The sequence below is a fragment of the Actinophytocola sp. genome, from assembly GCF_036555685.1.
In the GTDB taxonomy this organism is placed as follows: Bacteria; Actinomycetota; Actinomycetes; order Mycobacteriales; family Pseudonocardiaceae; genus Actinophytocola.
The window spans coordinates 20,581-44,344 of sequence record NZ_DATBKY010000154.1; the positions used below are offsets into that span (position 1 = coordinate 20,581).

A 23,764-nucleotide genomic window follows, 5' to 3' on the forward strand; every position below is an offset into this window, starting at 1 on the left:
CTAGACGAGGAGCGAGACGAGCCGTTCGACCGTCTCGTCGAGCGCACCGGCGCCGTCGACCACGACGTCGGGCTGTTCGGGTGCCTCGTAGCCCTGCCCGACGCCGGTCATGTTCGGCAGGTTCCCGGCCTTCGCCTTGGCGTACAAGCCCTTCGGGTCCCGCTCCGCGCAGATCTCGGCCGGCGTGTCGACCCAGCACTCGACGAAGTCGCCCTCGGCGAACAGTCCTTTCGCGACCCGGCGGTCGGCCCGGAACGGCGACACCAGCGCGACGATCACGATCAGCCCGGCGTCGAGCAGCAGGCGCGCGGTCTCGGCGACCCGGCGCACGTTCTCCGCGCGGTCCTCCGGGGTGAACCCGAGGTCCTTGTTCAGTCCACTCCGGACGTTGTCGCCGTCGAGGACGTAGGTGTGCAGGCCCATGCCGTGCAGCCGCCGCTCCAGCGCGTCGGCGATCGTGGACTTGCCGGCGCCGGGCAGGCCGGTCAGCCACAGCACCCGCGGCCGCTGGCCCTTGAGCCGCGCCCGGGCCTCGCGGTCGACCGCGTACGCGTGCGGCACGATGTTGGTGCCGCGGCGCAGCGCGTAGCGGACCATGCCGGCCGCGACGGTGTCCTTGGTGACCCGGTCGACGAGCAGGAAGCTGCCGGTGTCACGGCTCGTGTCGTACCTGTCCAGCGAGACCGGCCGGTCGGTGGACAGCTCGACGGTGCCGATGTCGTTGATGCCGAGCGTGCGGGCCGCGAGCTGGTCGCCGGAGGTGACGTCGAGCTTGCCGCGGATCGTGGTCACGACGGCCGGCACCGTCAGCGGGCCGGCGAGCAGCAGGTACGACCGGCCGTGGGCGAGCGGCTCCTCGGCCGTCCACACGAGATGCGCGGAGAACGCGGTCGCCGGCTGCAGCGAGTCGACCCGGGCGGCCGGGGAGGTGAGCAGGTCGCCGCGCCGCACGTCGATCTCGTCGGTCAGCGTGACGGTCGCCGGCAGGTCCGGCTCGGCGCGGTCGAGCTCACCGTTCGGGCCGAGGACCTTGTCGATCGTCGTGGCGGCGCCGCTGCCGGCGACGACCACCCTGTCGCCCGGCCGCACCGGCCCGCCGACGACGGTGCCGGCGAACCCGCGGAAGTCGTCCGCCCGGACGATGTACTGCACCGGCAGCCGGAACGCCTGCGCGCCGGTCTCCTTCGGCTCGGGTGGCCGCCACGCCGACAGCGCACCGAGCACGGTCGGCCCGTGGTACCAGGGCATCCGGTCCGACGCGGTGATCACGTTGTCGCCGGTGAGCGCGCTCACCGGGATGACCTCGACGTCCTCGACGTCGAAGCGGGCCGCGGCCGCGCGCACCCCGCCGGCGAGCTCCTCGAACAGGACGTGGTCGTAGCCGCGCGCGTCGAGCTTGTTGACCGCGGCGATGACCGTGCGGACGCCCATCAGGGCGCAAACCGCGAGGTGCCTGCGCGTCTGCGCGCGGATGCCCTTGGTGGCGTCGACGAGCAGCAGCGCCACGTCCGCGGTGGAGGTCGCGACCGCCATGTTCCGCGTGTACTGCTCGTGGCCCGGTGCGTCGGCGATGATGACCCGCCGACCGGACGGCAGGTCGAGGTGGCGATAAGCGACGTCGATCGTGATGCCCTGCTCGTGCTCGGCCTCGAGCCCGTCGGTCAGCAGCGAGTAGTCGACCTCGCCGACGGGCACGATCGACCCGCCGCGGCGGGTCCGCCGGGCGTAGTCGAGCTGGTCGTCGGGCACGCTGCCGGTCTCCGCGAGCAGCCGGCCGATGAGCGTGGACTTGCCGTCGTCGACCGAGCCGCAGGCGATCAGGCGCAGGACGGAGACGGGCCGGTGCCGCGGGCGGGCGACAGCCTCATCGACGAGAGTCATCAGAAGTAGCCCTCCGCCTTCTTGCTCTCCATGGACTTGCCGCCTTCGCCGTCGATGAGCCGGCCCGCGCGCTCGGAGCGGCGGTCGGCCTGCATCTCGTCGATGAGCTCGTCGAGCGTCTCGGCCTTCGACTCGACAGCCGCGGTCAGCGGGTAGCAGCCCAGCGTGCGGAAGCGGACCAGCCGCTCCTCGGGGGCCTCGCCGTCGCGCAGCGGGTAGCGGTCGTCGTCGATCATGATGAGCTGGCCGTCGCGCTCGACGACCGGGCGCGGCTTGGCGAAGTACAGCGGGACGACGGGAATCGACTCGCGGCGGATGTAGCGCCAGATGTCGAGCTCGGTCCAGTTGGACAGCGGGAAGACACGCATCGTCTGGCCGTCGGCGAGCTCGGTGTTCGCGCTGTGCCAGAACTCCGGGCGCTGCTTGCGCGGCTCCCAGCGGTGGCCGGGCTCGCGCAGCGAGAAGATCCGCTCCTTCGCGCGTGAGCGCTCCTCGTCGCGGCGCGCGCCGCCGATGGCGGCGTCGAACCCGGCGGCGTCGAGCGCCTGGCGCAGCGCGACGGTCTTCATGATGCGCGTGTACTCGTGCGAGCCGTGGGTGAACGGCGTGACGCCGTCGGCCCGCCCCTCCTCGTTGGTGTGTACCCGCAGGTCGAGACCGAGCCGGCGGGCCGTGTCGTTCCGGAACTCGATCATCTCGCGGAACTTCCAGCCGGTGTCGATGTGCAGCACCGGGAAGGGCACGGGACCGGGTGCGAACGCCTTCACCGCCAGGTGCAGCAGGACCGAGGAGTCCTTACCGATGGAGTAGAGCAGCACGGGCCGCCGGAACGCCCCGGCCACCTCGCGCATGACGTGGATCGCCTCCGCCTCCAGCATGTCCAGGACGGCTTCCGGCGAGATGGCTTCCTCCGCCTCGACAGGCACCTGTGTACTTCCTCACTTCGGTCGCGTTTTCGTCACCGATGAGCGGCGGACGTGCTTTCAGACGTGCTTCAGGTCGGCAAGGGTAACTTGTCCGACCTGGACCATCGCACAGGAGCCCGGCACCGTGGCGGTGCCGGGCTCCCGGTATGCGGCGTTACTCGCCTCAGCAGGTCTCGGCGTAGCGGCACGCCACGACGGTCGGGCGCTCCACCGGAGAGCCCTGCTGGATCGACCAGGCCAGCCGGACGAACTGGGCGTGCGTCCAGGCGAGCGGCGTCGCCGACGTGGTGCCGGTACCCGGCTCCTTCGCCGGTGCCGGCGGCCGGTTGTCCCACACCTGTTCGGGCAGCATGAGGCCGTCGTTCGCGGTGGCCGCGATCGTCGCGAGGCGGTCGCGCGCGCTCGCCGCGTCGCCGGCGAGCAGGTCGTACTCGCCGCGCTCGCCCGCGAAGATCGGCCACAGCCGGCCGTAGGTGCGGGTCGGCTCCGGCGTCGGCCAGATGACGTTCCACGGCTCCCCGGTGGCCTGCTCGCCGTAGCCGTCGCTGGTGAACCGGTGCCAGAGCTGCCCGGCCGGGGTGTCGTCGCCGAGCTCGGCGTCCACCACGCCCAGCGTGTTCACGATCCCCGGGTCGTCCGCGGGCCGTACGCCGAGGCGCACCAGCTCGAGGAAGCTCGGGTCGACGACCGTGCGCTGGTCGACCTCGCCCGGGTTGTTGTCACCCAGGTTGTACTTCGTGCCCTGGTCCGGCTTGCCGTCCTTGGTCAGCCGCAGGTAGTACGGATCCGTGGACAGCGGGCCGGTGCTGGTGCGTGTCCAGCCGTCCACCTTGGACGCCCAGTCGTCGGCGATCGCCAGGTAGTGCGCGGCTCCGTCGGCGTCCCCGGCACGGTCGAGCAGGTCCGCGAGGCAGACCAGGCCGGCGATCTCGGAGGCGATGGTCGCGGGGGAGTAGCCGCTCTGGTTCTCCCAGCGCTCCTGCTCGGTCCACGGCGCCTTGTTGCCGTCCTTCGTGTAGTTGACCATGAACTCGGCCGCCTTGCGCAGACCGTCCAGAGTGGACGCGTCGGTGCGGTGGAGCAGCCAGGCGAGCAGCATCGGCGCGGCCGTCTCGTCGAGCTGGATGCTCGTCCAGTACGGCTCGCCGTTCACCCGCGTGTTCTGCGACAGGTGACCGTCGGCCTGCTGCTGGACGCCGAGCATGTAGTCCAGCGCGCGGTTGGCGCCGTCGTCGTCGCCGGCCGCGAGCAGGCCGGTCGCGATCTGGTACAGGTCACGCGGCCACACCAGCGCGTAGGAGCCGAACTCCGGGGAGATCTGCCGGTCGAAACCGAACGCCCACGGGAAGGTCGGCGAGGCGATGTACGCGCCGGGGTGGGCCTTGTCCTCGGACGCGGCGAGGACCATCAGCGAGCTGCGGTAGACCTCCTGCTCGTGGCGGGTGGTGATGCTCTTCGGCGGCTTGTTGAGGCCGGCCACGTAGTCCCGCCAGCCCTTCGCGTAGTCGCGGGCGGCGGAGCGGAAGCCGGTGTCGAGCGACTGGTGCGCAGTCCGCACGGCCTGGTCGCGGTCCTTGCCGAAGCCGAGGACGAGGGTGTCGTGGCCGTGCTTGACCCCGTCGATCTTGAGCCGGCCGGTCTGCACGACGTTGCCCGGGCCGGCCTGGCCGTAGGTCCAGTCCATCGTGTGGTCGTCGGCGAGGTCGGTCCAGCCGTCGCTGGTGCCGAGGTAGCCGGTCGAGGTGGCGGCGAACCCGCGGCCCGCGACCAGCGCGCTGGTGGTGGCCTTGTCGGAGGCGACGAGCTCGGCACCGCTGGTGCCGTTGTCGTCGTTGCCCTCGCGGGACAGCGCCGGGTCGTAGAGGACGTAGGCCTGCAGCGGCCGGTGGGCGTGCAGGTCGACGTCGACGAGCATGCTCGCGCGGTCGGGGTCGGTGACGTAGGTGAGCTCGGCGGTCCAGCCGGTGCCGCGCGCGAGCTGGCGGAACGTCAGCCCCTTGCCGGCCACGGGCTCGGTGCGCACGTCCACGTCCTGGGCGCGCTCGGTGAAGGTCTTGCCGTCGGTGACCATCAGCTGCAGGTCACGCACCGCGGGCGTGCTGAGGTCGGGGTAGAAGACCTCGGTCATCCGGCCCCCGCCGAGCGTGAACCAGACCGGGCTCTTCGCGCCGCCGTGGGCGGTGCCGAACGCCTGCTTGTCGGCTGGTTGGTACACGGCTTCGGCGCCGGGCCCGCCCGGCGCCTCGCCGCCGGTCGCTCCTGCCGGCACCGCGGCGCTCACCGTCGCCACGACGGCCGCCAGCGCCCCTAACAGCACACTTCTCCGGTGAAGGCGTGTTAACCGCACGAGGTTCCTTTCCAGACAAGAATCGAGTCGGCCGATCCTAGGAAGGTGACGCGGATGCGCACCACCTACCAAAGGTGCCTGATGCGGTGTCCTCCCGCATGACCACCTGGATGGTCTACAGAGGACCGGCCAGCGCGCTCAGCGTGCGTTCGCCGGCGGGGTCGCCGGCCGTGGCGGGGACGACGGCCACCTCGTCGAGGCCGGCCTCGGCGTACTCGGCGATGCGGGCGCGAACCGTGCCCGCATCGCCCACCAGGCCCACGACACGGGCGGCCTCGACGGGGAGCGCGGCCAGCAGCTCGCCGTGCGGGGCGCCCCGGTCGGCCAGGTCGACGGCCGCGCCGAACCCGGCGGCCACGAACATCTCCCGGTAGCCGCGGACCGGGAGGTACCCGGCCAGCGAACGCGTCAGCTGCGCGTCCGACGCCTCGTCCGGGTCGACGGCGGCCGGCAGCCACGCCGCGAGCGGTGGCGGCTCGCCGGTCGCCGCGTGGAGCCTGGCGCGCAGGTCGCGGACCTGTGCCGGGGTCACCAGGTCGAGCAGCATCCGGTCGGCGTGGCGCGCGGCGATGCGGATGGCCCGGTCGCCGAAGGCGGCGATCGTCAGCGGTCCCGTGGCGGGCGGCAGGCGGCGCCGGAAGCCGTGCGTACCGGTGGCGCCGAACCACTCGCCGCGCCGGTGCGCCACGTACGCGGCGGCACTGTCGCGCAGGTCGCCGACCGGCTTCGCGCGCGATCGGCCGTGCACGCCCTCGACGACGCGCGTGCTGGACGTGCCGAGCGCGACGCCGACCGGCCGCCCGACGGCCGCCTCGACGGACGCGGCGCCCCGCACGATCGTCAGCGGGTCGCGCACCGACACCGGTACGGGCCCGGCGGTCAGCGCGATCCGCGTGGTGGCCGTGCCGACGGCGGCGGCGAGCGCGAACGCGTCCCACGTCGGTCCCTCGCCGAGCCACACCTCGCCGTAGCCGAGGCGGTCGGCCGCCACGGCGACCTCGATGGCCTCGGTGGGTGGCTGCTCGTCCTCCCGTGCCGCGGCGACCACGCTGATCTTCACCGCGCTCACCCTACGCGCTGCCGTACCAACGGTTTCCGGCAAACGATCGGCAGTCGGATCCGCGCGGAGGGCGCCGGATCCGGCGTGGCCCGGCGGTGGCCGGATGGGGCCGGAGGGTCGGCGTCACACCGCCGGATGCGTCAGACGGCGAAGCAGTTCAGCCTGATCGGCTGGCCGGCGAGGGCGTCGTGGATGCCGGAGTACACGGTGCCGTCCAGGGCGAGGCCCACGTGCTCCACCACGCGCAGCGGGCACTGCGACTGGATCCGCACGTTCGTCGCGCCGTCCTGCAGCGCGGCGTTCGCCACCGGGCGGACGAGCTCGTCCAGCGAGGTGTAGAAGTTCGTGTACCGGACCGAGCCGATCGTGTCGTCGCCGTCGTTGAGGGCGTTGACGAAGTCCGAGCCGACGGCCATCTGCTGGCAGGCAACGATGCCGAGGCAGTTGCCGCCGCCGAAGAAGTCCGCGATGTTGGCGACCGCGGTGCCGTAGTGCGGTGCGCCCAGGCTGATCAGGCTGTCCACCTTGGCGTCGCCGCCGAGGTACTTCACGTACTGCCGGGCGACCAGCCCGCCCTGCGAGTGCCCGACCAGGTCGACCTTCGCCGCGCCGGTGCGGGCCAGCACGTCGTCGACGAACGCCGCCAGGTCGCGCGCGGTGCCGGCGATGTCGCCGGTGCCGAGGTTGGTGAGCTCGAAGACGAAGGCCTCGTGGCCGTCATCGCGCAGCCGTCTCGCGAGCGGCTCGTAGAAGAACGCCGGGCCGAACGTGCCGTTGACGACGACGACCGGATCGGGCTTGTCGGCGGCCGCGGACTCGCCGGGCCAGAAGAACACTGCGAGGAGTGCGCAGACGACTCCGGTGAGTAGTGAGCGCAGGGTGGCCGGACGGAGACGCTTCATCGAGTCCCTCCAACGGGTGCAGGGGCAGGGCCCGTGGTGAAACTCACGTTAAGGCGTACCGGTGTTGTTACTCAACGGTAGAAAGTAGGAAAACCGGTGCTCAACGGGAGAACCCCGGTACGCGGCCGAAGCCACGCACCGGGGTTCCTGGTTGCCGGATCAGTTCAGCAGCGGGTCAGGCGCCTCCACCGCCGGGCTGCACGACGCCGTTCACCGTGAGCGTGTACGGCGCGTACTGCTGGACCTGCTCGGTCGGCTCGTCGTAGGCGACCTCGACGACGACCTTCGGGAACAGCGCGAACACCAGCAGCTGCAGCGTGCCCAGGCGGACCTGGTTCTTCCCGTTGAACTCGGCCTGCAGGCCGATCTGGTTCCGCTCGTCGTAGCCGATGACGCGGACGTTCCAGTTGTTCACCGGGGTCGGGTGGATCTCGGTGGGCGAGTCGAACGGGTCAAGGCTCGACCCGTCGCTGACCAGCGTGCCGCCGACGGTCACGTCGTCGACCTTGAGGCCACCCTCGTTCACGCCGCCGTCGCTGACGTACTGGAAGCCGAGCAGTACCGTCTGGCCCGCGAACGCGGACAGGTCGAACGAGTGCGGCTCGAATCCGTTCGTCGTGCCGTTCAGGCCCGGCCCGAGCGGCGCGGTGACGGTCTTGTCACCGGCGATCGGCGTGAACGTCGCGCCGCCGTCGGTCGAGACCACGACGTAGCCGTAGTCGAAGCCGAGCTCGGCGCCGTACTTCGCGTTGAAGCGCAGCGTCGGGTCGGCCGTCGGCACGGCGACGGACGTGACCGCGGTGGCGTTGATGCTGTTGCCGTTGCCCGACCACAGCACCGGGTTGCCCGGCCGGTCCGGGTCGTCGTTCACGACCGACCACGTCAGCGGCAGTGACGGCAGCGTGGTGGCGCCCTGGAAGTTCAGCGACCTCAGGTCGATGCCACGCAACGGTGTCCCGTTGGCCCGCTGGAGCTGGACGAAGTCCGCGCCGTTGGGTGCCGCCCCGGGGTCGTCGTTGACGTTCGGGTTGGCGAAGTTGACCGTCGAGCGCAGGCTCGGGGTCGTCACCCGCTTCTTCGGGACGCCGAGCATGATGCCGCGGGCCGAGTCCCCGACGATCTTGTCCATGAGGACCATCGTCTGGAAGTCGTGGAGCACGCGGTACATGTCGTGCACGCCGACCGACTCGAGCGTGGCGTCGAGGCTGGCCAGCCCCTGGCGCTCGCCGTCGCGGTGGAGCGTGGACATGAAGGCCTCGCCGTACCTGTCGTAGAGGAAGAGCATCAGCGAGTAGGCGTTGCCGTAGTCGGCGAGCACCTGGCTCGGGGTGCCTTCGTCCCAGATGTTCAGCGAGTTCTCCGGTCCACCGCAGTCCCTCGGGTTCGGGTTGAACGGTGTCTGCACCGAGCCGAAGCCCTGGAAGCAGTAGATGTGGCTGTCACCGCCCTTGTCGAACACCGTCTTGGTGCCGTCCACATAGCCGACCAGGGTCTGGGCGAAGTCGGAGAGACCCTCGTTGATCCAGTTCCCCTCGAACGGGTCGGTGTAGTTGTGCAGCAGGTGCTGCCACTCGTGCGCGAACGTGCCCTCGTAGAGGTGCGGGCGTCCGGGGCGGCTGGTGCACGGGTCGGCGGTCGGCTCGTCCGGCGGGTTGGCGCCGCTGCGGTGCGCCCAGTCGAACGCGTCGATCGTCATGACGTTGCGGTCGAACAGGAAGTTCAACTGCGCCGAGAAGAAGCCGGCGATGTAGGTCGGCGCGGCCGGGAAGTCGTAGAAGTTGTCGTCCCGGACGTTGTCGATCAGCGCGACCGTCTTGTCGCCGTCACCGGTGTAGACGCCGCCGTTGCCGTTGGCGTCCGGGGCGATCTGCGAGTTCGTTCCGTCGCGGTCCGGCGGGGTGCTGAAGGTCGCCGTCTCCTTCGGGAACATGTTGTTGTCGAACTCGTCGACCAGCTCCTGCGCCTGGGCGTCGGTCACCGTCGTGGTGTTCGGGATCTGCGTGCGGCAGTCACCGGCCGGGAAGGCGGTGTCGTTCGCGACCCAGACCTCGATCTTCTCGCCCACCGCCCGCAGGGTGTAGTCCTTGCGGTAGAGGATGCCGTTGAAGTCGTCCAGACCGAGCCACTGCCGGACCGTGCCGACGGTGGGGGTCGGGTCGGCCGCGGCCAGCGCCTTGGCCCTGGTCTGGGCGTTGGGCGTGTACTTCGCCGGCGCCTGGACCTTCTTGCCGTCGAGCTTGAAGTCCTTGCGGACGAGCTCCCGCACGTCGCTTGCCGGGGTGGAGTCGTCGCTCGGCGCCGCACCGACCGACGAAGCCGGGAGAACCTGCAGCAGGGGAACGAGTAGCAGCGCGGCTGCCGCCGAGAGTAATCGGCTACGTCGCATGGAATCCCTTTCGCTCTACGCGCTCGCGGCGAAGGGGTGTCCACGTACGCGCGCGCGTGTGTACTTGTCTCGCACCAGACCCTTTCGGTGAGCGAGAGGCAGACGTTTCACAATCGGACGTCCGAATGTGTCGGCATTCGGAGTAATGTCAGACTGAGTCGTGTTTGCGCAGGTCAGGCGATCGTGCTGGAGCGCCCGAGCCAGCGTTCGCGCCATGCGATCCGCAGCCGGATGGCGCTCAGCGGCACGTCGTCGCGGACCAGGCGGGCGGCGACCTCGCGCTGGGCCCACGGGCAGAGCTCGCTCAGCAATGACGGAACGTCACCGCGGTGGACGCCCGGCACGAGAGAGACGGTGATCTTCGCGCGGCCCGTCAGCCGCCCGCCGGCGCCCACGTGTACCCGGTAGTAGTCGATCTGGCCGTCGGTGACGCGGTCGGTCGCCTCCCTCAGCTGGGCGAGGACGAGCTCGGCGACGTCCGGGCGCAGCGCCGGGTCCGGCTCGAGCGGGATGCCCCACGACAGCCAGACGGGGTGGTCGGTCTCTTTGACGGACTCCTCGATCCGCGGGCGGACCGGGCCGGTGGCGAGGACGCGGTAGTCCGCGGCCGCCGAGTCGCCGATCGTGCTGCGCTCGCGCACTCCTTGGCGCCGGGTCAGCCCGCACGAGCTGGCCAGCTGGCCGATCCCGTCGGTGATCGGCAGGCAGGAGCCGTCGGACGGGGTCTTGCCGATGCGGGCGGGCGCGATCGGCACCGCGAGGTTGAGGAACGCGATCTCCTGCATGGACGCCTCGGAGACGGCGAGGATGCCGACGTGGCGCGCGAGCAGGTCGGCGGCGATCGCGGCCGACGAGCCGATGCGGGCGGGGCCGACGAACGTGACCAGCTGAGCCGCGGCGGGCACGCCGTCGGGCGCCCAGCCGAACAGCTCGGTCTTGCGCTCGACGTAGCGGTCGTGGTCCGGCGGCAGCACCGACCACCACTCGCCGCGCACCCGGCCGAACCGGCGGTCGGTCACCTGCAGGCCGAACCCGTGCTCGGCGGCGAACGCGGCGATGTCGCAGACGAGCTCGATCCGCTTGTGCCGGTTGGAGACGTCGAAGCCGACGATCATGCGCAGCGCCATCCCGTTCGGCAGCCGCGGTGCCTCGCCGGAGCCGTCCTCGCGGAAGCGACGCGGCGGGTCGCGGAACGGGGCGACCGGCGACTGCAGGAACAGCACCGGCATGCCGATGCCGTCGGCGTTGGGCGTGGTGGCGTCGAGCATGCCGTGGTAGGCGAGCGCGATCATCAGCGAGTCGGCGTAGTCCGGCCGCCAGGCGGCGTAGTCGAGGGTCAGCAGCAACTCGGTGCTGTGCGCGGTGTCGTAGAGGAAGTCCGGGTTGATCGCGACGCTGCCGCTGTAGAGCCGGTGGGCCGTGCCGGAGGTGTCGGACTCGTGCCGGCACACCGAGATGCGGTTGTCGGTGACCATGTCCATCTGCTTGCTCGGCGTCAGCGGCGACCACGTGTGCAGCTGGAAGCCCATGCCGGCGAGGTGGAACGCGAGGGTCTCGGTGGCGACGCGGTCCTTCGCGGTCGGCGGGGTGACGTCGGTCGGTGGCGTGCGTGGGGTGTCGGCGCCGCCGGCGCCGAAGTGCGTGACGTCGAAGAGCACGGCCGGGCTGCCCGCGCTCGCCGCCCGTGCGGCGACCGCGGCGAGCGCGGGGTGTTGCAGGCCGGTGCTAGGCATGGTCCTCGCTCTCGATCGTGGAGAACTCCGCGCGCGGCCGCTTCCAGTGCCGGACGGGCCGGCGGCGGATCTCGCCGATGAGCCACATCGGGCTGGTCCGGTTGACCGGCACGCGCCGCCTGCGCTTGACGGCCTTGCCCACGGAGTCCGCGCCGACGAGCAGGAACAGTCCGAGCAGCGCGACCATGCCGAACACGAACGGGCCGTCGAGCGCGTCCTTGCGGCCGGACGCGACGAGCAGCGCCAGCACGCCGGCGATGATCACCGCGGTGTAGGCGACGTAGCGGGAGAACAGGCGCAGCTGGCCGAGCACGGTCTTGTTGGACGGAATGTCCAATCGGGACAGCAGGAGGCCGGGCACGAGCAGGAGCATGGTGACGATGGCGTCCGCCGACGAGATCGGGGAGTCGCCGCCCTCGGCGCTGGGCCGGAACCGCGCGTTGAGATCGCCGAGCAGCGGGACGCCGGTGAACAGCGTCGGCTCCAGCACGACACCGAAGCCGACGACCAGCAGCAGCACGGCGAGCAGCAGCTTGCCCACGTTCGACGCGAGCGACGGCGGGTCGTCGACGAGCACGGCGTACACAGTGGACGCGACGGGCTCGACCGGCTGCGGGTCGATGCCGAACGGGCGCCGCTGCCACTGCGCGTGCCCGGCGTTCTCGCGCGGGTCGTTGTCGACGTGGATGTCCTTGTCCACCTGGGACTCGACGAGCTCGTCGGCGAGCCTGTCGAGGGTGTCGCGGGTGATCATCCCGTCGGCGAGCTTGCGGTAGTGGTCGGTCTCGTAGAGGTGCGCGAACTGGGCGAGCCGGGTGACCACGGGCCGGTCGGGCAGCAGGCTGGACTCGGGCGAGCTCGCCTCGCGCCAGGCCGGGAAGCGGGGCGAGCGGGCGGAGAACGTCGCGTAGCGTTCCTCGATGTAGGTCCGGAACGACTCCAGGTCGCGGTAGCGGCGGCGGCCGAACTCGGCGAGCCGGGAGGCGATGCCCTGCAGCTCGAGCTCGAGCAGCTTGGGCGTGACCGCGCGGAGCCGGTCGTAGCTCTCGGAGACCGTGCGCATGTCGTCGACGAGCGAGCGCAGCGCGGGGGAGTCGACGTCGCTCGTCATGAAGAACCGGCGGACCTGGATCTCCGGCGGCACCTCGAGCGTCACGTGGTAGGACTTCACCGCGCGCGGGATGAGCGTGGAGTACCGGACGGTGAACTCGTGGCGGAACGTGGCCGACCGCGCGAACGTGTTGCGGGTACGCAGGTTGTGCGACCGCGCGGGGATCACTGGGGCGTCGTAGCGCAGGAAGCTCTGCGCCTTGTAGGTCGGCACCTCGACCACGAGCAGGTACTCCTGCGAGGCGACGTCGAGCAGCCGCAGGAACGGGCTGTCGCGCTGGAAGAGCTGTTCGACGGCGAGCGCCGCCTTGTCGCGGATGGTGTCCGAGTCGGTCGCGCGGCCGCGGGCGCCGGGCGGCGGGACCGGGTGGCCGCCGCGGCCGCCGCCGGTGATCAGGTCGGCGATGGTCGCCTCGATGAGCCAGCGCGACCGGTTCGAGTTGTGCTTCACGGTGTGCAGCAACGCGTTCGGGTGCTCGGTGCGCCGGTCGGAGGTCAGGAACATCCGGAATGCCTTGCACATGCCGTGGATCAGCGCCTGTGCGGTCTCGACCTGTGGCATCCGCGGCACGACGTTGCCGGCCGCGTCCCGCACGACGACCGGGGCCATGTCGGTGCGGGCCTGGCGGGAGACCGGCAGCCACACGCCGCTCGGCCGGCCGCCGACGCCGCCGGGATCGGTGCGCAGCGCCCACTTCTGTTCGGGCGTAAGGACGTTCGTGTCGATGTCGACGCTGACCGAGCGGGCCATGTGGGTGGAGTCGGCGAGCGTGAGCGCCTCGGTCATGCGGTCGATGTGCTCGAGGCGCAGCGCCAGCGCGAGGAGGTTCAGCCCGAGCGCCTCCTGGTAGCCGTCGTGGGGCGGCGGTGCGGTGGGGATAGGGGTGCGGTGCAGTGCCGAGAGGAAGCGCTGTAGGTGGTCGGCCTCGGTTGCCCAGTGCAGGGCTCTGCTCGGCACGGCACCTCCTTGGGCCCAGGGTGAGCGGGCGTCACTCACTGTGTCGACGGTACTGCTTGCGCCGTTAGCGGTGATCTTGCCGGGAATACCTGTCTCGTAACCTGTCCCGGGCCGCGCTTGTCAGTGGTGCACCTCGTCCATGAAGCTGCCGCCTGCGCCGACCGTGCGCACCGCGTCGACCAGGGTCATGCCGAGCACCTGCTTGAGCACGAACCCCGACGCGCCGGCGGTGATCGCGTCCGCGCGCGAGCCGTCGTCGGAGGTGAGTACGAGGCAGCGCAGCCGCGGCCGGCGGGCCCGCAGCTCGCGGCACAGGTCGAGCCCGTTGCCGTCGGGCATGCGGACGTCGAGCACGGCGACGTCGGCCTCGATCTGGTCGGCGCGGGCGAGCGCCTCCGCGACGGTCGCCGCCTGGCCGACGACCTCGAGGTCCGCCTCCGCGGCCAGCAGGTCCGCGATGCCCTGCCGGACGAGCTCGTGGTCGTCGACGAGCAGGATCCGAATCCCCACCGTGGCCTCCCTGCGGTTCGCAGGCACACGGTAGACCGCTCTGTCTCGTATACGCCGCCGTCCATCGGCCCGGGCGCTCAGGGCAGAAAGTCCCTGTGCCACAGGGACTTTCAGCCCGTCCAGCGGTAGATCTGCCCGTCGCGTAACTCGTACTCGCGGGGTGGCCGGCCGGGCGGATGGTGGGCGAGGTGTGCCAGGACCTTGGTGCGGCCGCGCAGCGTCGCCGCGGGGTCGGACCAGTGCAGGTAGGGGTGCAGCAGGGGACGGACCGCGGGCCAGTCCCGCCGCTCGAGGGCGTCGAGCACGTCACGCACGACCTGATCCATGCCGCGAGTAGAGCACGCGGCCCCGACATTTCCGTACCTAGCGGTGGCGGTACTGCCAGCCGATGTCGCGGAGGAAGGACAGCGTGAGCGCTGCCAGGGCCGTCGCCGTGCTCGCCACCGCCAGCCCGGACGGCAGCAGGCCCGACGCGGCGACCACCAGCGCCACGCCCTGCACCGCCGCGACCGTCTTGCGGGCGAGGCTCGGCGGCAGCGGCAGGCGAAGCCACCCCACGAGCACCCCCGCGCCTATATAGAGGTATCGCCACGCGCCGATCGCCACGTCCCACCAGCCCTGCGACAGCGCCACGTACACCGACAGCACCAGCAGCAGGAACGCGTCGATCTCCATGTCGAACCGGGCGCCCAGCGGCGTCGCGGTACCCGTGCGGCGCGCGACCTGGCCGTCCGCGAAGTCCATCGCCAGCGCGAGCGCCGCCACCGCCACCACCCACGCCGGCGAGCGTGCCTCGACGACGAGCGCGGTGACCCCGCCGACGAGCGCCGCCCGCACGAGCGTCACGAGGTTGGCCGCTCCGAGCGACCGGGTGCCGGTCCTGGCGAGCCCCACCGCGAGCGTCCCGCACGTCACGGCCGCGAACGCCACGCCGGTGAACCAGCCCCACGCGCCCGCCCGCAGCACCGCCAGCACGACCGCCTGCGCGGCCAGGCCGACCAGCACGGCCCGCAGCGGCAGCACGGCACCTCCGGAAAGCACGTATGGTGATCATGAGCATAACCGGCGGAAGGCGGCAGAGGATGGAGCGCGCGTTCTGGCTGCGCGCACCGGGGGAGTGCGAGCTGCGACCGGTGGCGCTGCCGGCGCCCGGCCCCGACGACGTCGTCGTGCGCACGCTCTACTCCGGGGTCAGCCGCGGGACCGAGTCGCTCGTCTTCCGCGGTGGCGTCCCGGCCAGCCAGCACGCCGTGATGCGCGCGCCGTTCCAGGAGGGCGAGTTCCCCGGGCCGGTCAAGTACGGCTACCTCAACGTCGGCGTGGTGGAGCAGGGCCCGCTCACCGGCCGGACGGTGTTCTGCCTCTACCCCCACCAGACGCGCTACGTCGTGCCCGCCTCGGCCGTGACCCCGGTGCCCGACGACGTCCCGCCCGCGCGCGCGATCCTCGCCGGCACCGTCGAGACCGCGGTCAACGCCGTCTGGGACGCCGCCCCGCACGTCGGCGACCGCATCGCCGTGGTCGGCGCCGGCATGGTCGGGGCCAGCGTCGCCCGGGTGCTCGCGGGGATCCCCGCCGCCCACGTGCAGCTGGTCGACGTCGACGAGAGCAAGGCGACGCTCGCCGCCGCCCTCGGCGTCGAGTTCGCCACGCCCGCCGCCGCCGGCGGCGACCTCGACCTGGTCGTGCACGCGAGCGCCACCGACGCGGGCCTGGCCCGCAGCCTGGAGCTGCTCGCGCGGGAGGGCACGGTCGTCGAGCTGAGCTGGTACGGAGACCGGCGGGTCAGCGTGCCGCTCGGCGAGTGGTTCCACTCGCGACGGTTGACCTTGCGATCGAGCCAGGTCGGGACCGTCGCACCGGCTCGCGGCACCCGAAAGGGTTACGCCGAACGGCTGGCCGTGGCGCTCGAACTGCTCGCCGATCCGGCGTACGACGCGCTCGTGACCAGCGAATGTCGGTTTGACGACCTTCCGGTTGCGCTGCCCAGATTGATCAGCGATGAACCCTCTGCCCTCTGCCTGCGTGTTATGTACGACAGCACTTAGTCGACAGCAGGAGGCCGGGGTGTTCAGCCTCACCGTCCGCGATCACGTGATGGTCGCGCACAGCTTCAACGGCGAGGTGTTCGGCCCGGCGCAGCGGCTGCACGGTGCGACGTTCATCGTGGACGCCACCTTCTCCCGCGAAGAGCTGGACGCGGACAACATCGTCGTGGACATCGGGCTCGCCACCCGCGAGCTGAACAACGTCCTCGGCGACCTCAACTACCGCAACCTCGACGAGGTGCCCGAGTTCGCCGGCATCAACACCTCCACCGAGTTCCTGGCCAAGGTCGTCGCCGACCGGCTCGCCGAGCGTGTGCACGCGGGCGCGCTGGGTGCGGGCGCCAAGGGTCTCGCGGAGCTCTCGGTGCTGCTGCGCGAGTCCCACGTCGCGTGGGCCGACTACAGGCGCGCGCTGTGAGTGCGGCCGAGACCACGTTCGTGTTGCCGGCGGACGTCGACGACGTGACGCTCGCGAGCGGCGGCAACGCCTACGACCGCCGCATGTGCGAGGTCCTCGGCCTGCGTGAGGTCACGGTGCCGGGCCGCTGGCCGACTCCCGACCAGGCCGACCGCATCCACCTGGCCAGAGTGCTCGGCGAGCTCCCGGACGGGTCCGTCGCACTGCTGGACGGACTCGTCGCGTGTGGGGTGCCCGAGTTCGTGGTGCCGCACGCGCGTCGGTTGCGCATCGCGATCCTGCTGCACCTCCCGCTCGCCGACGAGTACGGGTTGCCGGCCGACCGCGCGGTCGCGCTCGACGCCCTCGAGCGCGAGACCCTGCACGCGGCGTCCGCGGTGATCGCGACCAGCGCGTGGGCCGCGCGCCGCGCGGTCGAGCATCACGAGCTCGACCCGGGCCGCGTGCACGTGGCGACCCCCGGGGTCAAGCCCGCGCCGCTCGCCACCGGTACCGACGGCCGGCTGCTCTGCCTGGCGTCGATCACCCCGCGCAAGGGCCAGGACGTGCTCGCCGAGGCCCTCGCGGGCGTCGCCGACCTCGGCTGGACCTGCGAGTGCGTCGGCTCCGTGCGCCGCGACCCGCGGTTCGTGGACAGGGTGCACGCGCTGATCACCCGGCACGGGCTCGCGAACCGCATGTCGATCACCGGCCCGCTGCCCGACGCCGAGCTGGAGGGCCGATTCGGCCGCGCCGACCTGCTCGTCCTGCCCTCCCGGGGCGAGACGTACGGCATGGTCGTGACCGAGGCGCTGGCTCGCGGGATCCCGGTGCTGACCTCCGATGTCGACGCGCTACCCGACACGCTCGGGCAGGCGCCGGACGGCGGCGTGCCCGGACTGCTCGTGCCACCCGGGGACGTGGCCGCGCTGTCCGAGGCGCTACGCCGCTACCTGACCGACGCCTCGCTGCGCGGCCGCCTTCGCGAGTCCGCGCGCCAGCGCAGGCGTCACCTCGAGGACTGGAACCAGGCGGCGCTGCGGCTGGCCGCCCTACTCGACCGGCTGCAGGGAGAACCCTCATGCGCGGCATGACATTGCAGGAACCGACCGAACGGGAGACCGCCGACGGGGAACGGACCGGCCAGGTCCTGCTCCCCGTGCGGGTCGAGCCGGCCACGACGGAGACCTCCGGGCCGGCCCGCGCGAAGCGGGGCCTGAACAAGGGCAAGTTGTGGGCCTGGGCGAAGCTGCTCATCGGCGTGGGCATCGTCGTCGCGCTGGTCTGGAAGGTCGGCGCGAACGGCTTCCTCGACGGCTTCCGGGTCATCGACGTCGGCGAGGTCGCCGCGGCGCTCGGCATCGGCCTCGTGACGACGGTGCTCAGCGCGTGGCGCTGGTGCCTCGTCGCCCACCGGCTCGGGCTGCGGCTGCCGCTGCGCCGGGCCGTCGCGGACTACTACCGGGCGCTGTTCCTCAACGCGGTGCTGCCCGCGGGCGTGCTCGGCGACGTCCACCGCGCGGTCCAGCACGGCCGCGACGAGGGCGACGTCGGCGCCGGCGTGCGGGCCGTGGTCCTCGAGCGGACCGCCGGGCAGGCTGTCGTGGTGGTGGCCGGGGTCGTGGTGCTGCTGGCCGGTCCGACGATCGCACCGGCCCGCGACATCGGGCTGGCCGTGCTGATCGTGGCCTCCGTGGTCGTGTTCGCCTACCTGGCCATGCGCCGCTGGACCGGGCCGGACTCGCGCTGGCGTCGTACGCTCGATGATGTCCGCCACGGGTTGCTCGCCCGCGACGCGTGGCCCGCGGTGGCCGTACTGTCCGCCGCGGTCCTGGCGGGGCACGTCACGCTGTTCGTGATCGCTGCCCACGCGGCGGGCGCGAACCTGCCCGCCGGCGAGCTGGTTCCACTGGTGATCGTCGCTTTGCTGGCGATGGGGCTGCCGGTGAACGTGGGAGGTTGGGGACCAAGGGAGGGTGCGACAGTGCTGATGTTCGCGGCCGCCGGCCTCGGTGCCGCGCAGGGACTCACCACCGCCGTGGTGTACGGACTCCTCGGGCTCGTCGCGAGCCTGCCGGGCGCGTTGATGCTCGTCCGCCGACGGGAACAGCGTGGACAGGGACGCCGACAGGAAGTGACCGCATGACGAACCTGGCCGACATCGGGCGCAACGCAGCGGTGGAGCGCGTGGTCGACACCCGCCTGCCCACCGTGTACGGCGAGTTCCACGCCGTGGGCTACTACGACCGCTGGGGCGGGCACGAGCACGTGGCGCTGGTCCACGGTGACGTCACCGGCCGCACGCCGCTGACCCGGGTGCACTCGGAGTGCCTCACCGGAGACGCGTTCGGGTCCACCCGCTGCGAGTGCGGCGACCAGCTGTCCGCGGCCATGCGGCAGATCGTCGCCGAGGGCGCGGGCATCCTGATCTACCTCAAGGGCCACGAGGGCCGGGGGATCGGCCTGCTCGCGAAGCTGCGCGCGATGCGGCTGCAGGAGGAGGGGCTGGACACCGTCGAGGCGAACCTCGCGCTGGGCCTACCCGTGGACGCCCGCGAGTACCACATGGCCGCCGAGATCCTCCACGATCTCGGCGTGCGCTCGATCCGGCTGCTGTCGAACAACCCGAAGAAGCTGGACTCGTTGTCGCACAACGGGATCCGCATCACCGAGCGCGTGCCGCTGCTGGCCACGCCGACCGACGACAACCTGCCGTACCTGCGCACCAAACGCGAGCGGCTGGACCACTACCTGCCTCACCTCGAGGGGCTGCCGAGCGCGGCCAGCACGTCGGCGAACGACTCCACCAAGTTGGCGAGCGCGGCCTTGCCCTTGGCGGCCGAGGCGAGCGAGGGCCGGCCCACGACGCCGGACGCGGTGTAGGCGGCGAGCCCGCGCGTCAGCATCCGGTTGCGCTCGTCGGCCAGCTCGTCGTGGTCGGCGTAGTCCGCGCGTACGACCTGCGGGTGGGCGTGCAGCAGCAGCGAGGTCTCGAGCTCACCGGCGTGCATGTCGCTCTCCGGGCCCAGCTCCACGCCGCCGGCCGCGCGCGCGTTGAGCCAGTCGACCTCGGTGGGGAAGAGCGCCATCCGCTCGCCGCGGGCGCTCGCCTCCTGCACGACGTTGCCCAGCACGTAGTTGCCGCCGTGGCCGCTGATCAGCACGAGCTTGCCGATCCCGCCGCGGCGCAACGACTCCGCGATGTCGGTGACCGTGGCGTAGAGGGTCGCCGCGGAGACGCTGACCGTGCCGCGCCAGCCGGCGTGCTCGTGCGAGCAGGAGATCGTGACCGGCGGCAGCTGCAGCACCCGGTACGCGGCGCCGACGGCGCGGGCGACGGTGACCGCGATGACGGTGTCGGTGGCGAGCGGCAGGAAGTCGCCGTGCTGCTCGAAGCTGCCGACAGGCAGCAGCGCCACGTCGGCGTCGCGCTCGCGTTCCTCGGTCGCCGTGCTGAGGGGGAGGAGGTAGTCGTCGGTCATGTGCCCATCATGGCCGCTCGAGAACGCCGGCCGCCCGCCCCGCCGTGGGCGACGGTTCCGGCTGCCCGGTGAGTGGTCAGCGGCCGCCGGCGGTGGCCGGGGCGCGGCGGCCGGCGCCGAGGGCGGCCGTCGTGGCGGCGGTGGCGGCGCAGATGGCCGCCGCGGCCAGGGCCGAGATCCGGAAGCCGGCGAGGAAGCCCGCGCCCGCCACCGGGCCGGCGATCGCCGCGAACGCCGCGGTGCCCAGCGCGCCACCGGACTGGCGGGCCGTGTTGTTCACCGCGCTCGCGAGGCCCGACCGGTCGGCCGGGACCGCCGCGACCGCGCCGCTCACCAGGGCCGGGGTCAGGATGCCGAGGCCGATGCCCCAGATCGCCATCGCCCCGAGCAGCACCGGGTAGGGCGTCTCCGGCGCGGCGAGGGCCAGCAGCGCGATGCCGCACGCGGTCGTCCCGAGGCCGACCACCGCGACCGGTCCCGGGCCGAGCCGGCCGATCACCCGGCCCGCGTACGGCGGCAGCAGCACCAGCGGCAGGCACACCGGCAGCATGGCCAGGCCGGCGTGCAGCGGATCCAGGCCCCGGACGTCCTGCAGGAACTGGGTCATCAGGAACATCATTCCGAGGGTGGCGCCGTTCATCACGACCGCGCCGAGGTTGGGTAGCACGAACGATCGGTCCCGGAACAGGCCCAGGGGCAGCATCGGGTCGCCCCGGCGCTGCGCGGCCACGAACAGCGCGCCCACCGAGACGGCAGCCGCGGTGAGCGTCCACGACCGCCCGGCCACCCCGGCGACGAGCAGCCCCAGCGCGGCGGTGCCCAGTACAGCGCCGACGACGTCCGGCCGGCGCGACCGGTCGCCGGTGTCGCGCGGCAGCACCACGAACGCCGCCACCAGGCCGGCCACCACGAGCGGCACGTTCAGCCAGAACACCGCCCGCCAGCCGACGGCCGTGACGAGCAGGCCGCACAGCACCGGTCCGGCCGGCAGCGCGATCCCGCCGATCGCCGCCCACACGCCGATGGCCCGGGCCCGCGCCCGCGGCGAGGGATAGGCGGCGGTGACGACCGCGAGCGTGCCCGGCAGCAGCAGCGCCGCGCCGGCGCCCTGCACCGCGCGCGCCGCGATCAGCCAGCCGATGCCGGGCGCGAGCGCGCAGCCGAGCGACGCCAGGCCGAAGACGACCAGCCCGGCGAGCACCATCGGCCGGTGCCCGATGCGGTCCCCGGTGGCCCCCGCGACCAGCAACAACGCCGCGAACGGCACCGAGTACCCGGTCACCACCCACGCGAGCGGCCCACCGCCGACCCCGAACTCAGCGGCGATCCGCGGCACGGCCACGTTCATCGCGGTGACGTCCAGCAGGACGAGGAAGTACCCCACGCACATGGTGACCAGCAGTACGCGAGTGTCCCGTGCGCTCACCCGTCCGACCGTACGCCCCGGACGTGTCGGCGCCGGCCGACAAGTCCATAGTGGACAAAAACGCTTGATGATCTTGGAAACGGGGTACTAGCCGCCCGTGTTCGAGACCTTCCTGCTGCCGGTCACCACCGCGCTCTCGATGTTCCCCCTCATCGTGCTGATCGTGATGCTGCCGGTGGCGGTGGTCAGCTACCGCCGCCGCGGCCGGGCGGGCGGCTGGACCACGCTGGTCTTCTACGCGTTCCTCTTCTACCTGCTCGCCGCCGCGCTGCAGACGGTCATCCCGCTCCCGAGCGATCCCGCCGGCTACTGTGCCGCCAACAACTACGCGAGCACGCCCCAGCTGCGGCCGTTCTACTTCGTGCAGGTCCTGCGGGAGCGCGCGCAGGGCGACTGGAGCCCCGGTGCGCTGATCCACTACGGCTCGGTCTGGAGCACCGCGCTCAACGTCGCCCTGCTCGCGCCGCTCGGGTTCTTCCTGCGCTACCTCGCGGGCGTGCGGTTCGTCGCGGCCACCGCGCTCGCGTTCGGGGTCTCGCTGCTCTTCGAGCTGACCCAGCTGACCGGGCTGTGGTTCGTCTACCCCTGCGCGTACCGGCTGTTCAGCGTCGACGACATCATGCTCAACACGGTCGGCGCCGTGCTCGGCTGGCTCGTCGCCGGGCCGCTCGGCCGGGTGCTGCCGCCGGTCGAGCCGGAGCGGGAACGCCGCCGCTACGCCACAAAGGTCACCGTGAGCCGCCGGCTGTTCGCGCTGCTCGCGGACGCGGTCGGGTTCGTCGTGCTGACCGGTCTGGTCGTCGGGCTCGTCGTGCTGTTCGGCGGGCCGGCCGAGGGGCGCGGGCCGATCATCGCGGTGCTCGCGGCGGTCTGGTTCCTGCTCGTGCCGGTGCTGACCGGCGCCACGGTCGGCAAGCGGGCGATGCTGTTGAAGGTGGAGCGGACCAACGGCCGGCGGGCCGGCCCGGTGTCGCTGCTCGTGCGCAACGGGATTCTCTTCTCCCCGCTGTGGCTGCTCTGGCTCGCGCTGTCGGTCGACGACTGGGACGTGTTCGCCGACCCCGGGCAGCTGCTGATCCCGCTCGGCATGCTGGTATCGCTGTTCCTGGTCGGCATCTGGACGCCGCTCGCGGTGTTCTTCGGCAAGGAGGCGGCGCCGCACGAGCGGCTGTCCCGCACCCGCAACGTCGCGATCGTGGCCGGCCCGGACCCGTCGGGCACGACCACGACCGTGACGAAGGTCAATGCGAGCTAGGAGGCCTCGACGGCCTTCTTGATGCGCTCGGCGAAGTGCGGCGCGTCCTTGCGGGCGGCGGACAGCGCGAAGCCCGCGATGACCTTGCCGAAACCGTGTCCTTCGAGGACGTTGAAGATGCGCAGCTTCGTGCGGGTGGCCGAGACGGGCTCGAAGTCGTAGCCGCCCTCGGCCGCGGTGACGGCGTTCTTCGACTGCTCGGCCCAGCGGATCTTGGCGTCCGGCACGAACTCGGTGATCTTGAACTCGCGGTGGGTCGTCATGCCCGCGTCCTTCACCGTGCTCCTGTAGACCGTGCCGACCGCGGTCGGGCCGTCGGTGGTCTTCTCGATCTTCTGCACGCGCGGGCTGAACTTCGGATCGTTCTCGCCGTCGGCGAGGAAGGCGAAGACCTCCGCGACGGGACGGTCGATCTCGATGGTGGCCTCGAACTGACCGGCCATGGACACTCCTCGGGTCGTTGGTGCGGCACGATCATGCCGCAGGTCAGCCGGCGGAACCAAGCGGCTCGCCGGAGGCCGCGACCTCCTCCTTCGATGCCGTCTTGGGCTCGGCCGGCACGGTCTCCGCGCGCCGCGGAATGTCCTCGCCGGCGGGCTCGCCGGGGACCGCCATCAGGACCGCGGTGATCGTGCCGGCCAGCGCGAGCGCGCCCACGACGAACACCGGCAGCAGGAACGTGAACACCTCGACGCCGGCCGGGGCGGGCGCGGTGGGCTCGAGATCAACGCGGACCGCGGCCATGCCGGTGTAGTGCATGCCGGTGACCGCCACGCCCATCACGAGGCCGGCGAGGACGCGCAGCGACAGCCGGCCGGTCGCCACCGTGAACCAGAGCGCGGCGGTCGCGGCGAACACCGCGATCCCGACGGACAGGGCGACCAGGCCCGGGTCGTAGGAGATCGTGCCCTTGAGGTTGACCGCCCACATGCCGGTGTAGTGCATCAGGGCCACGGCGACGCCCATGATCACGCCGCCCGCGAGCAGGCGCCACAGCGAGTACGTCCGCCGGGCACCGAACACGAGCAGGCCGACGAACACCGCGGTGATCGCGAGCAGCGCGGAGATCGCGGTGCGGGCGACGTCGAAGCGCACGGGCAGGCCCGGGGTGGTGAAGCCGAGCATCGCGATGAAGTGCATGAGCCAGATGCCGACGCCGCCGATGGACAGCGCGGCGGCGGCGAGCCAGCCGACGCGTAGCGCCTCGGTGCGCGCGGTGCCGGCGAGTGCCGTGCAGGCGAGGCCGACGGTGGATCCGACGACCGAGGTGATGTAGGCGAAGACGACGAGCCAGCTGCCGAGATCGAAGTGGTGGACATGGTCGACGGCGAGGGACATGTGCG

At 72.0% G+C, this 23,764-nt stretch carries 20 protein-coding genes and 1 pseudogene; 6 read left to right on the forward strand and 15 right to left on the reverse strand.

The features are described from left to right. From cysN to VH969_RS14760, 11 genes are all read right to left on the reverse strand, one after another. The gene (gene cysN / locus VH969_RS14710) at nt 1-1,881 is read right to left on the reverse strand and encodes a sulfate adenylyltransferase subunit CysN (RefSeq protein ID WP_331974320.1); all 1,881 of its coding nucleotides are present in this window, start codon (nt 1,879-1,881) and stop codon (nt 1-3) included. Beyond that, nucleotides 1,881-2,807: a sulfate adenylyltransferase subunit CysD gene (gene cysD / locus VH969_RS14715; RefSeq protein WP_331974321.1), complete on the reverse strand. Its 927-nt coding sequence runs from the start codon at nt 2,805-2,807 to the stop codon at nt 1,881-1,883. The genes cysN and cysD overlap by 1 nt, the downstream gene beginning before the upstream one ends. Before the next feature lie 163 nt (nt 2,808-2,970). After that, entirely contained in the window at nt 2,971-5,124 is a 2,154-nt protein-coding gene (locus VH969_RS14720; RefSeq protein WP_331974322.1) for a glycoside hydrolase family 15 protein, read from the reverse strand. Nucleotides 5,125-5,269: 145 nt separating this feature from the next. After that, nucleotides 5,270-6,214 (reverse strand): LLM class F420-dependent oxidoreductase, encoded by a 945-nt coding sequence (locus VH969_RS14725; protein WP_331974324.1) that lies wholly within the window; start codon nt 6,212-6,214, stop codon nt 5,270-5,272. Nucleotides 6,215-6,354: 140 nt separating this feature from the next. Next, on the reverse strand, nt 6,355-7,116 hold the full coding sequence (locus VH969_RS14730) for an esterase/lipase family protein (protein WP_331974326.1): 762 nt from the start codon (nt 7,114-7,116) through the stop codon (nt 6,355-6,357). 175 nt (nt 7,117-7,291) lie between these two features. Then, nucleotides 7,292-9,502, reverse strand: coding sequence for a choice-of-anchor J domain-containing protein (locus tag VH969_RS14735; RefSeq protein WP_331974328.1), 2,211 nt, complete (start codon nt 9,500-9,502; stop codon nt 7,292-7,294). A 173-nt stretch (nt 9,503-9,675) separates the two neighbouring features. Beyond that, nucleotides 9,676-11,235, reverse strand: coding sequence for a hypothetical protein (locus VH969_RS14740; protein WP_331974330.1), 1,560 nt, complete (start codon nt 11,233-11,235; stop codon nt 9,676-9,678). After that, nucleotides 11,228-13,303, reverse strand: coding sequence for a hypothetical protein (locus VH969_RS14745; RefSeq protein WP_331974332.1), 2,076 nt, complete (start codon nt 13,301-13,303; stop codon nt 11,228-11,230). Before VH969_RS14745 ends, VH969_RS14740 begins: the two co-directional genes overlap by 8 nt. A gap of 120 nt (nt 13,304-13,423) precedes the next feature. Further along, nucleotides 13,424-13,813: a response regulator gene (locus VH969_RS14750; RefSeq protein ID WP_331974334.1), complete on the reverse strand. Its 390-nt coding sequence runs from the start codon at nt 13,811-13,813 to the stop codon at nt 13,424-13,426. Nucleotides 13,814-13,923: 110 nt separating this feature from the next. Next, a complete protein-coding gene (locus VH969_RS14755; RefSeq protein WP_331974336.1) occupies nt 13,924-14,139 on the reverse strand; it encodes a nuclear transport factor 2 family protein in 216 nt (71 codons plus the stop codon). 37 nt (nt 14,140-14,176) lie between these two features. Further along, nucleotides 14,177-14,854 (reverse strand): CDP-alcohol phosphatidyltransferase family protein, encoded by a 678-nt coding sequence (locus tag VH969_RS14760; RefSeq protein ID WP_331974338.1) that lies wholly within the window; start codon nt 14,852-14,854, stop codon nt 14,177-14,179. A gap of 41 nt (nt 14,855-14,895) precedes the next feature. On the opposite strand from VH969_RS14760, the gene VH969_RS14765 reads away from it, so the two are divergent. The 5 genes and pseudogenes from VH969_RS14765 to ribA all read left to right on the forward strand — a co-directional run. Next, on the forward strand, nt 14,896-15,861 hold the full coding sequence (locus VH969_RS14765; protein WP_331974340.1) for a zinc-dependent alcohol dehydrogenase: 966 nt from the start codon (nt 14,896-14,898) through the stop codon (nt 15,859-15,861). 19 nt (nt 15,862-15,880) lie between these two features. Then, complete coding sequence (locus tag VH969_RS14770; RefSeq protein WP_331974342.1) at nt 15,881-16,279, forward strand: 6-pyruvoyl trahydropterin synthase family protein; 399 nt, start codon at nt 15,881-15,883, stop codon at nt 16,277-16,279. Beyond that, nucleotides 16,276-17,352, forward strand: a complete 1,077-nt coding sequence (locus tag VH969_RS14775; RefSeq protein ID WP_331974344.1) for a glycosyltransferase family 4 protein — start codon at nt 16,276-16,278, stop codon at nt 17,350-17,352. The genes VH969_RS14770 and VH969_RS14775 overlap by 4 nt, the downstream gene beginning before the upstream one ends. Further along, nucleotides 17,349-18,404 carry a lysylphosphatidylglycerol synthase transmembrane domain-containing protein gene (locus tag VH969_RS14780; protein WP_331974346.1) on the forward strand — a complete coding sequence of 352 codons (1,056 nt, stop codon included), beginning with the start codon at nt 17,349-17,351 and terminating at the stop codon, nt 18,402-18,404. The genes VH969_RS14775 and VH969_RS14780 overlap by 4 nt, the downstream gene beginning before the upstream one ends. Beyond that, nucleotides 18,401-18,955 (forward strand): annotated as a pseudogene (ribA, locus tag VH969_RS14785) (GTP cyclohydrolase II); the annotation flags it as partial. The gene VH969_RS14780 and the pseudogene ribA, both read left to right, overlap by 4 nt. Before the next feature lie 59 nt (nt 18,956-19,014). On the opposite strand, the gene VH969_RS14790 reads toward ribA, so the two are convergent. Then, a complete protein-coding gene (locus VH969_RS14790) occupies nt 19,015-19,740 on the reverse strand; it encodes a creatininase family protein (protein ID WP_331974348.1) in 726 nt (241 codons plus the stop codon). 76 nt (nt 19,741-19,816) lie between these two features. After that, the gene (locus tag VH969_RS14795; protein WP_331974350.1) at nt 19,817-21,166 is read right to left on the reverse strand and encodes an MFS transporter; all 1,350 of its coding nucleotides are present in this window, start codon (nt 21,164-21,166) and stop codon (nt 19,817-19,819) included. A gap of 97 nt (nt 21,167-21,263) precedes the next feature. On the opposite strand from VH969_RS14795, the gene VH969_RS14800 reads away from it, so the two are divergent. Next, a complete protein-coding gene (locus tag VH969_RS14800) occupies nt 21,264-22,421 on the forward strand; it encodes a VanZ family protein (protein ID WP_331974352.1) in 1,158 nt (385 codons plus the stop codon). Here VH969_RS14800 and VH969_RS14805 read toward each other — a convergent pair. Continuing rightward, a complete protein-coding gene (locus tag VH969_RS14805) occupies nt 22,418-22,864 on the reverse strand; it encodes an SRPBCC family protein (RefSeq protein WP_331974354.1) in 447 nt (148 codons plus the stop codon). The genes VH969_RS14800 and VH969_RS14805 overlap by 4 nt on opposite strands. 43 nt (nt 22,865-22,907) lie before the next feature. Further along, complete coding sequence (locus VH969_RS14810) at nt 22,908-23,759, reverse strand: MHYT domain-containing protein (RefSeq protein WP_331974356.1); 852 nt, start codon at nt 23,757-23,759, stop codon at nt 22,908-22,910. Between the last annotated feature and the right edge of the window lie 5 nt (nt 23,760-23,764).

What these genes read in the sequence shown, in the direction of transcription:
- cysN (WP_331974320.1), bottom strand. Translation starts at nt 1,881, where the DNA reads ATGACTCTCGTCGATGAGGCTGTCGCCCGCCCGCGGCACCGGCCCGTC.
- VH969_RS14730 (WP_331974326.1), bottom strand. Translation starts at nt 7,116, where the DNA reads ATGAAGCGTCTCCGTCCGGCCACCCTGCGCTCACTACTCACCGGAGTC.
- VH969_RS14735 (WP_331974328.1), bottom strand. Translation starts at nt 9,502, where the DNA reads ATGCGACGTAGCCGATTACTCTCGGCGGCAGCCGCGCTGCTACTCGTT.
- VH969_RS14740 (WP_331974330.1), bottom strand. Translation starts at nt 11,235, where the DNA reads ATGCCTAGCACCGGCCTGCAACACCCCGCGCTCGCCGCGGTCGCCGCA.
- VH969_RS14755 (WP_331974336.1), bottom strand. Translation starts at nt 14,139, where the DNA reads ATGGATCAGGTCGTGCGTGACGTGCTCGACGCCCTCGAGCGGCGGGAC.
- VH969_RS14765 (WP_331974340.1), top strand. Translation starts at nt 14,896, where the DNA reads ATGGAGCGCGCGTTCTGGCTGCGCGCACCGGGGGAGTGCGAGCTGCGA.
- VH969_RS14780 (WP_331974346.1), top strand. Translation starts at nt 17,349, where the DNA reads ATGACATTGCAGGAACCGACCGAACGGGAGACCGCCGACGGGGAACGG.
- VH969_RS14790 (WP_331974348.1), bottom strand. Translation starts at nt 19,740, where the DNA reads ATGACCGACGACTACCTCCTCCCCCTCAGCACGGCGACCGAGGAACGC.
- VH969_RS14805 (WP_331974354.1), bottom strand. Translation starts at nt 22,864, where the DNA reads ATGGCCGGTCAGTTCGAGGCCACCATCGAGATCGACCGTCCCGTCGCG.
- VH969_RS14810 (WP_331974356.1), bottom strand. Translation starts at nt 23,759, where the DNA reads ATGTCCCTCGCCGTCGACCATGTCCACCACTTCGATCTCGGCAGCTGG.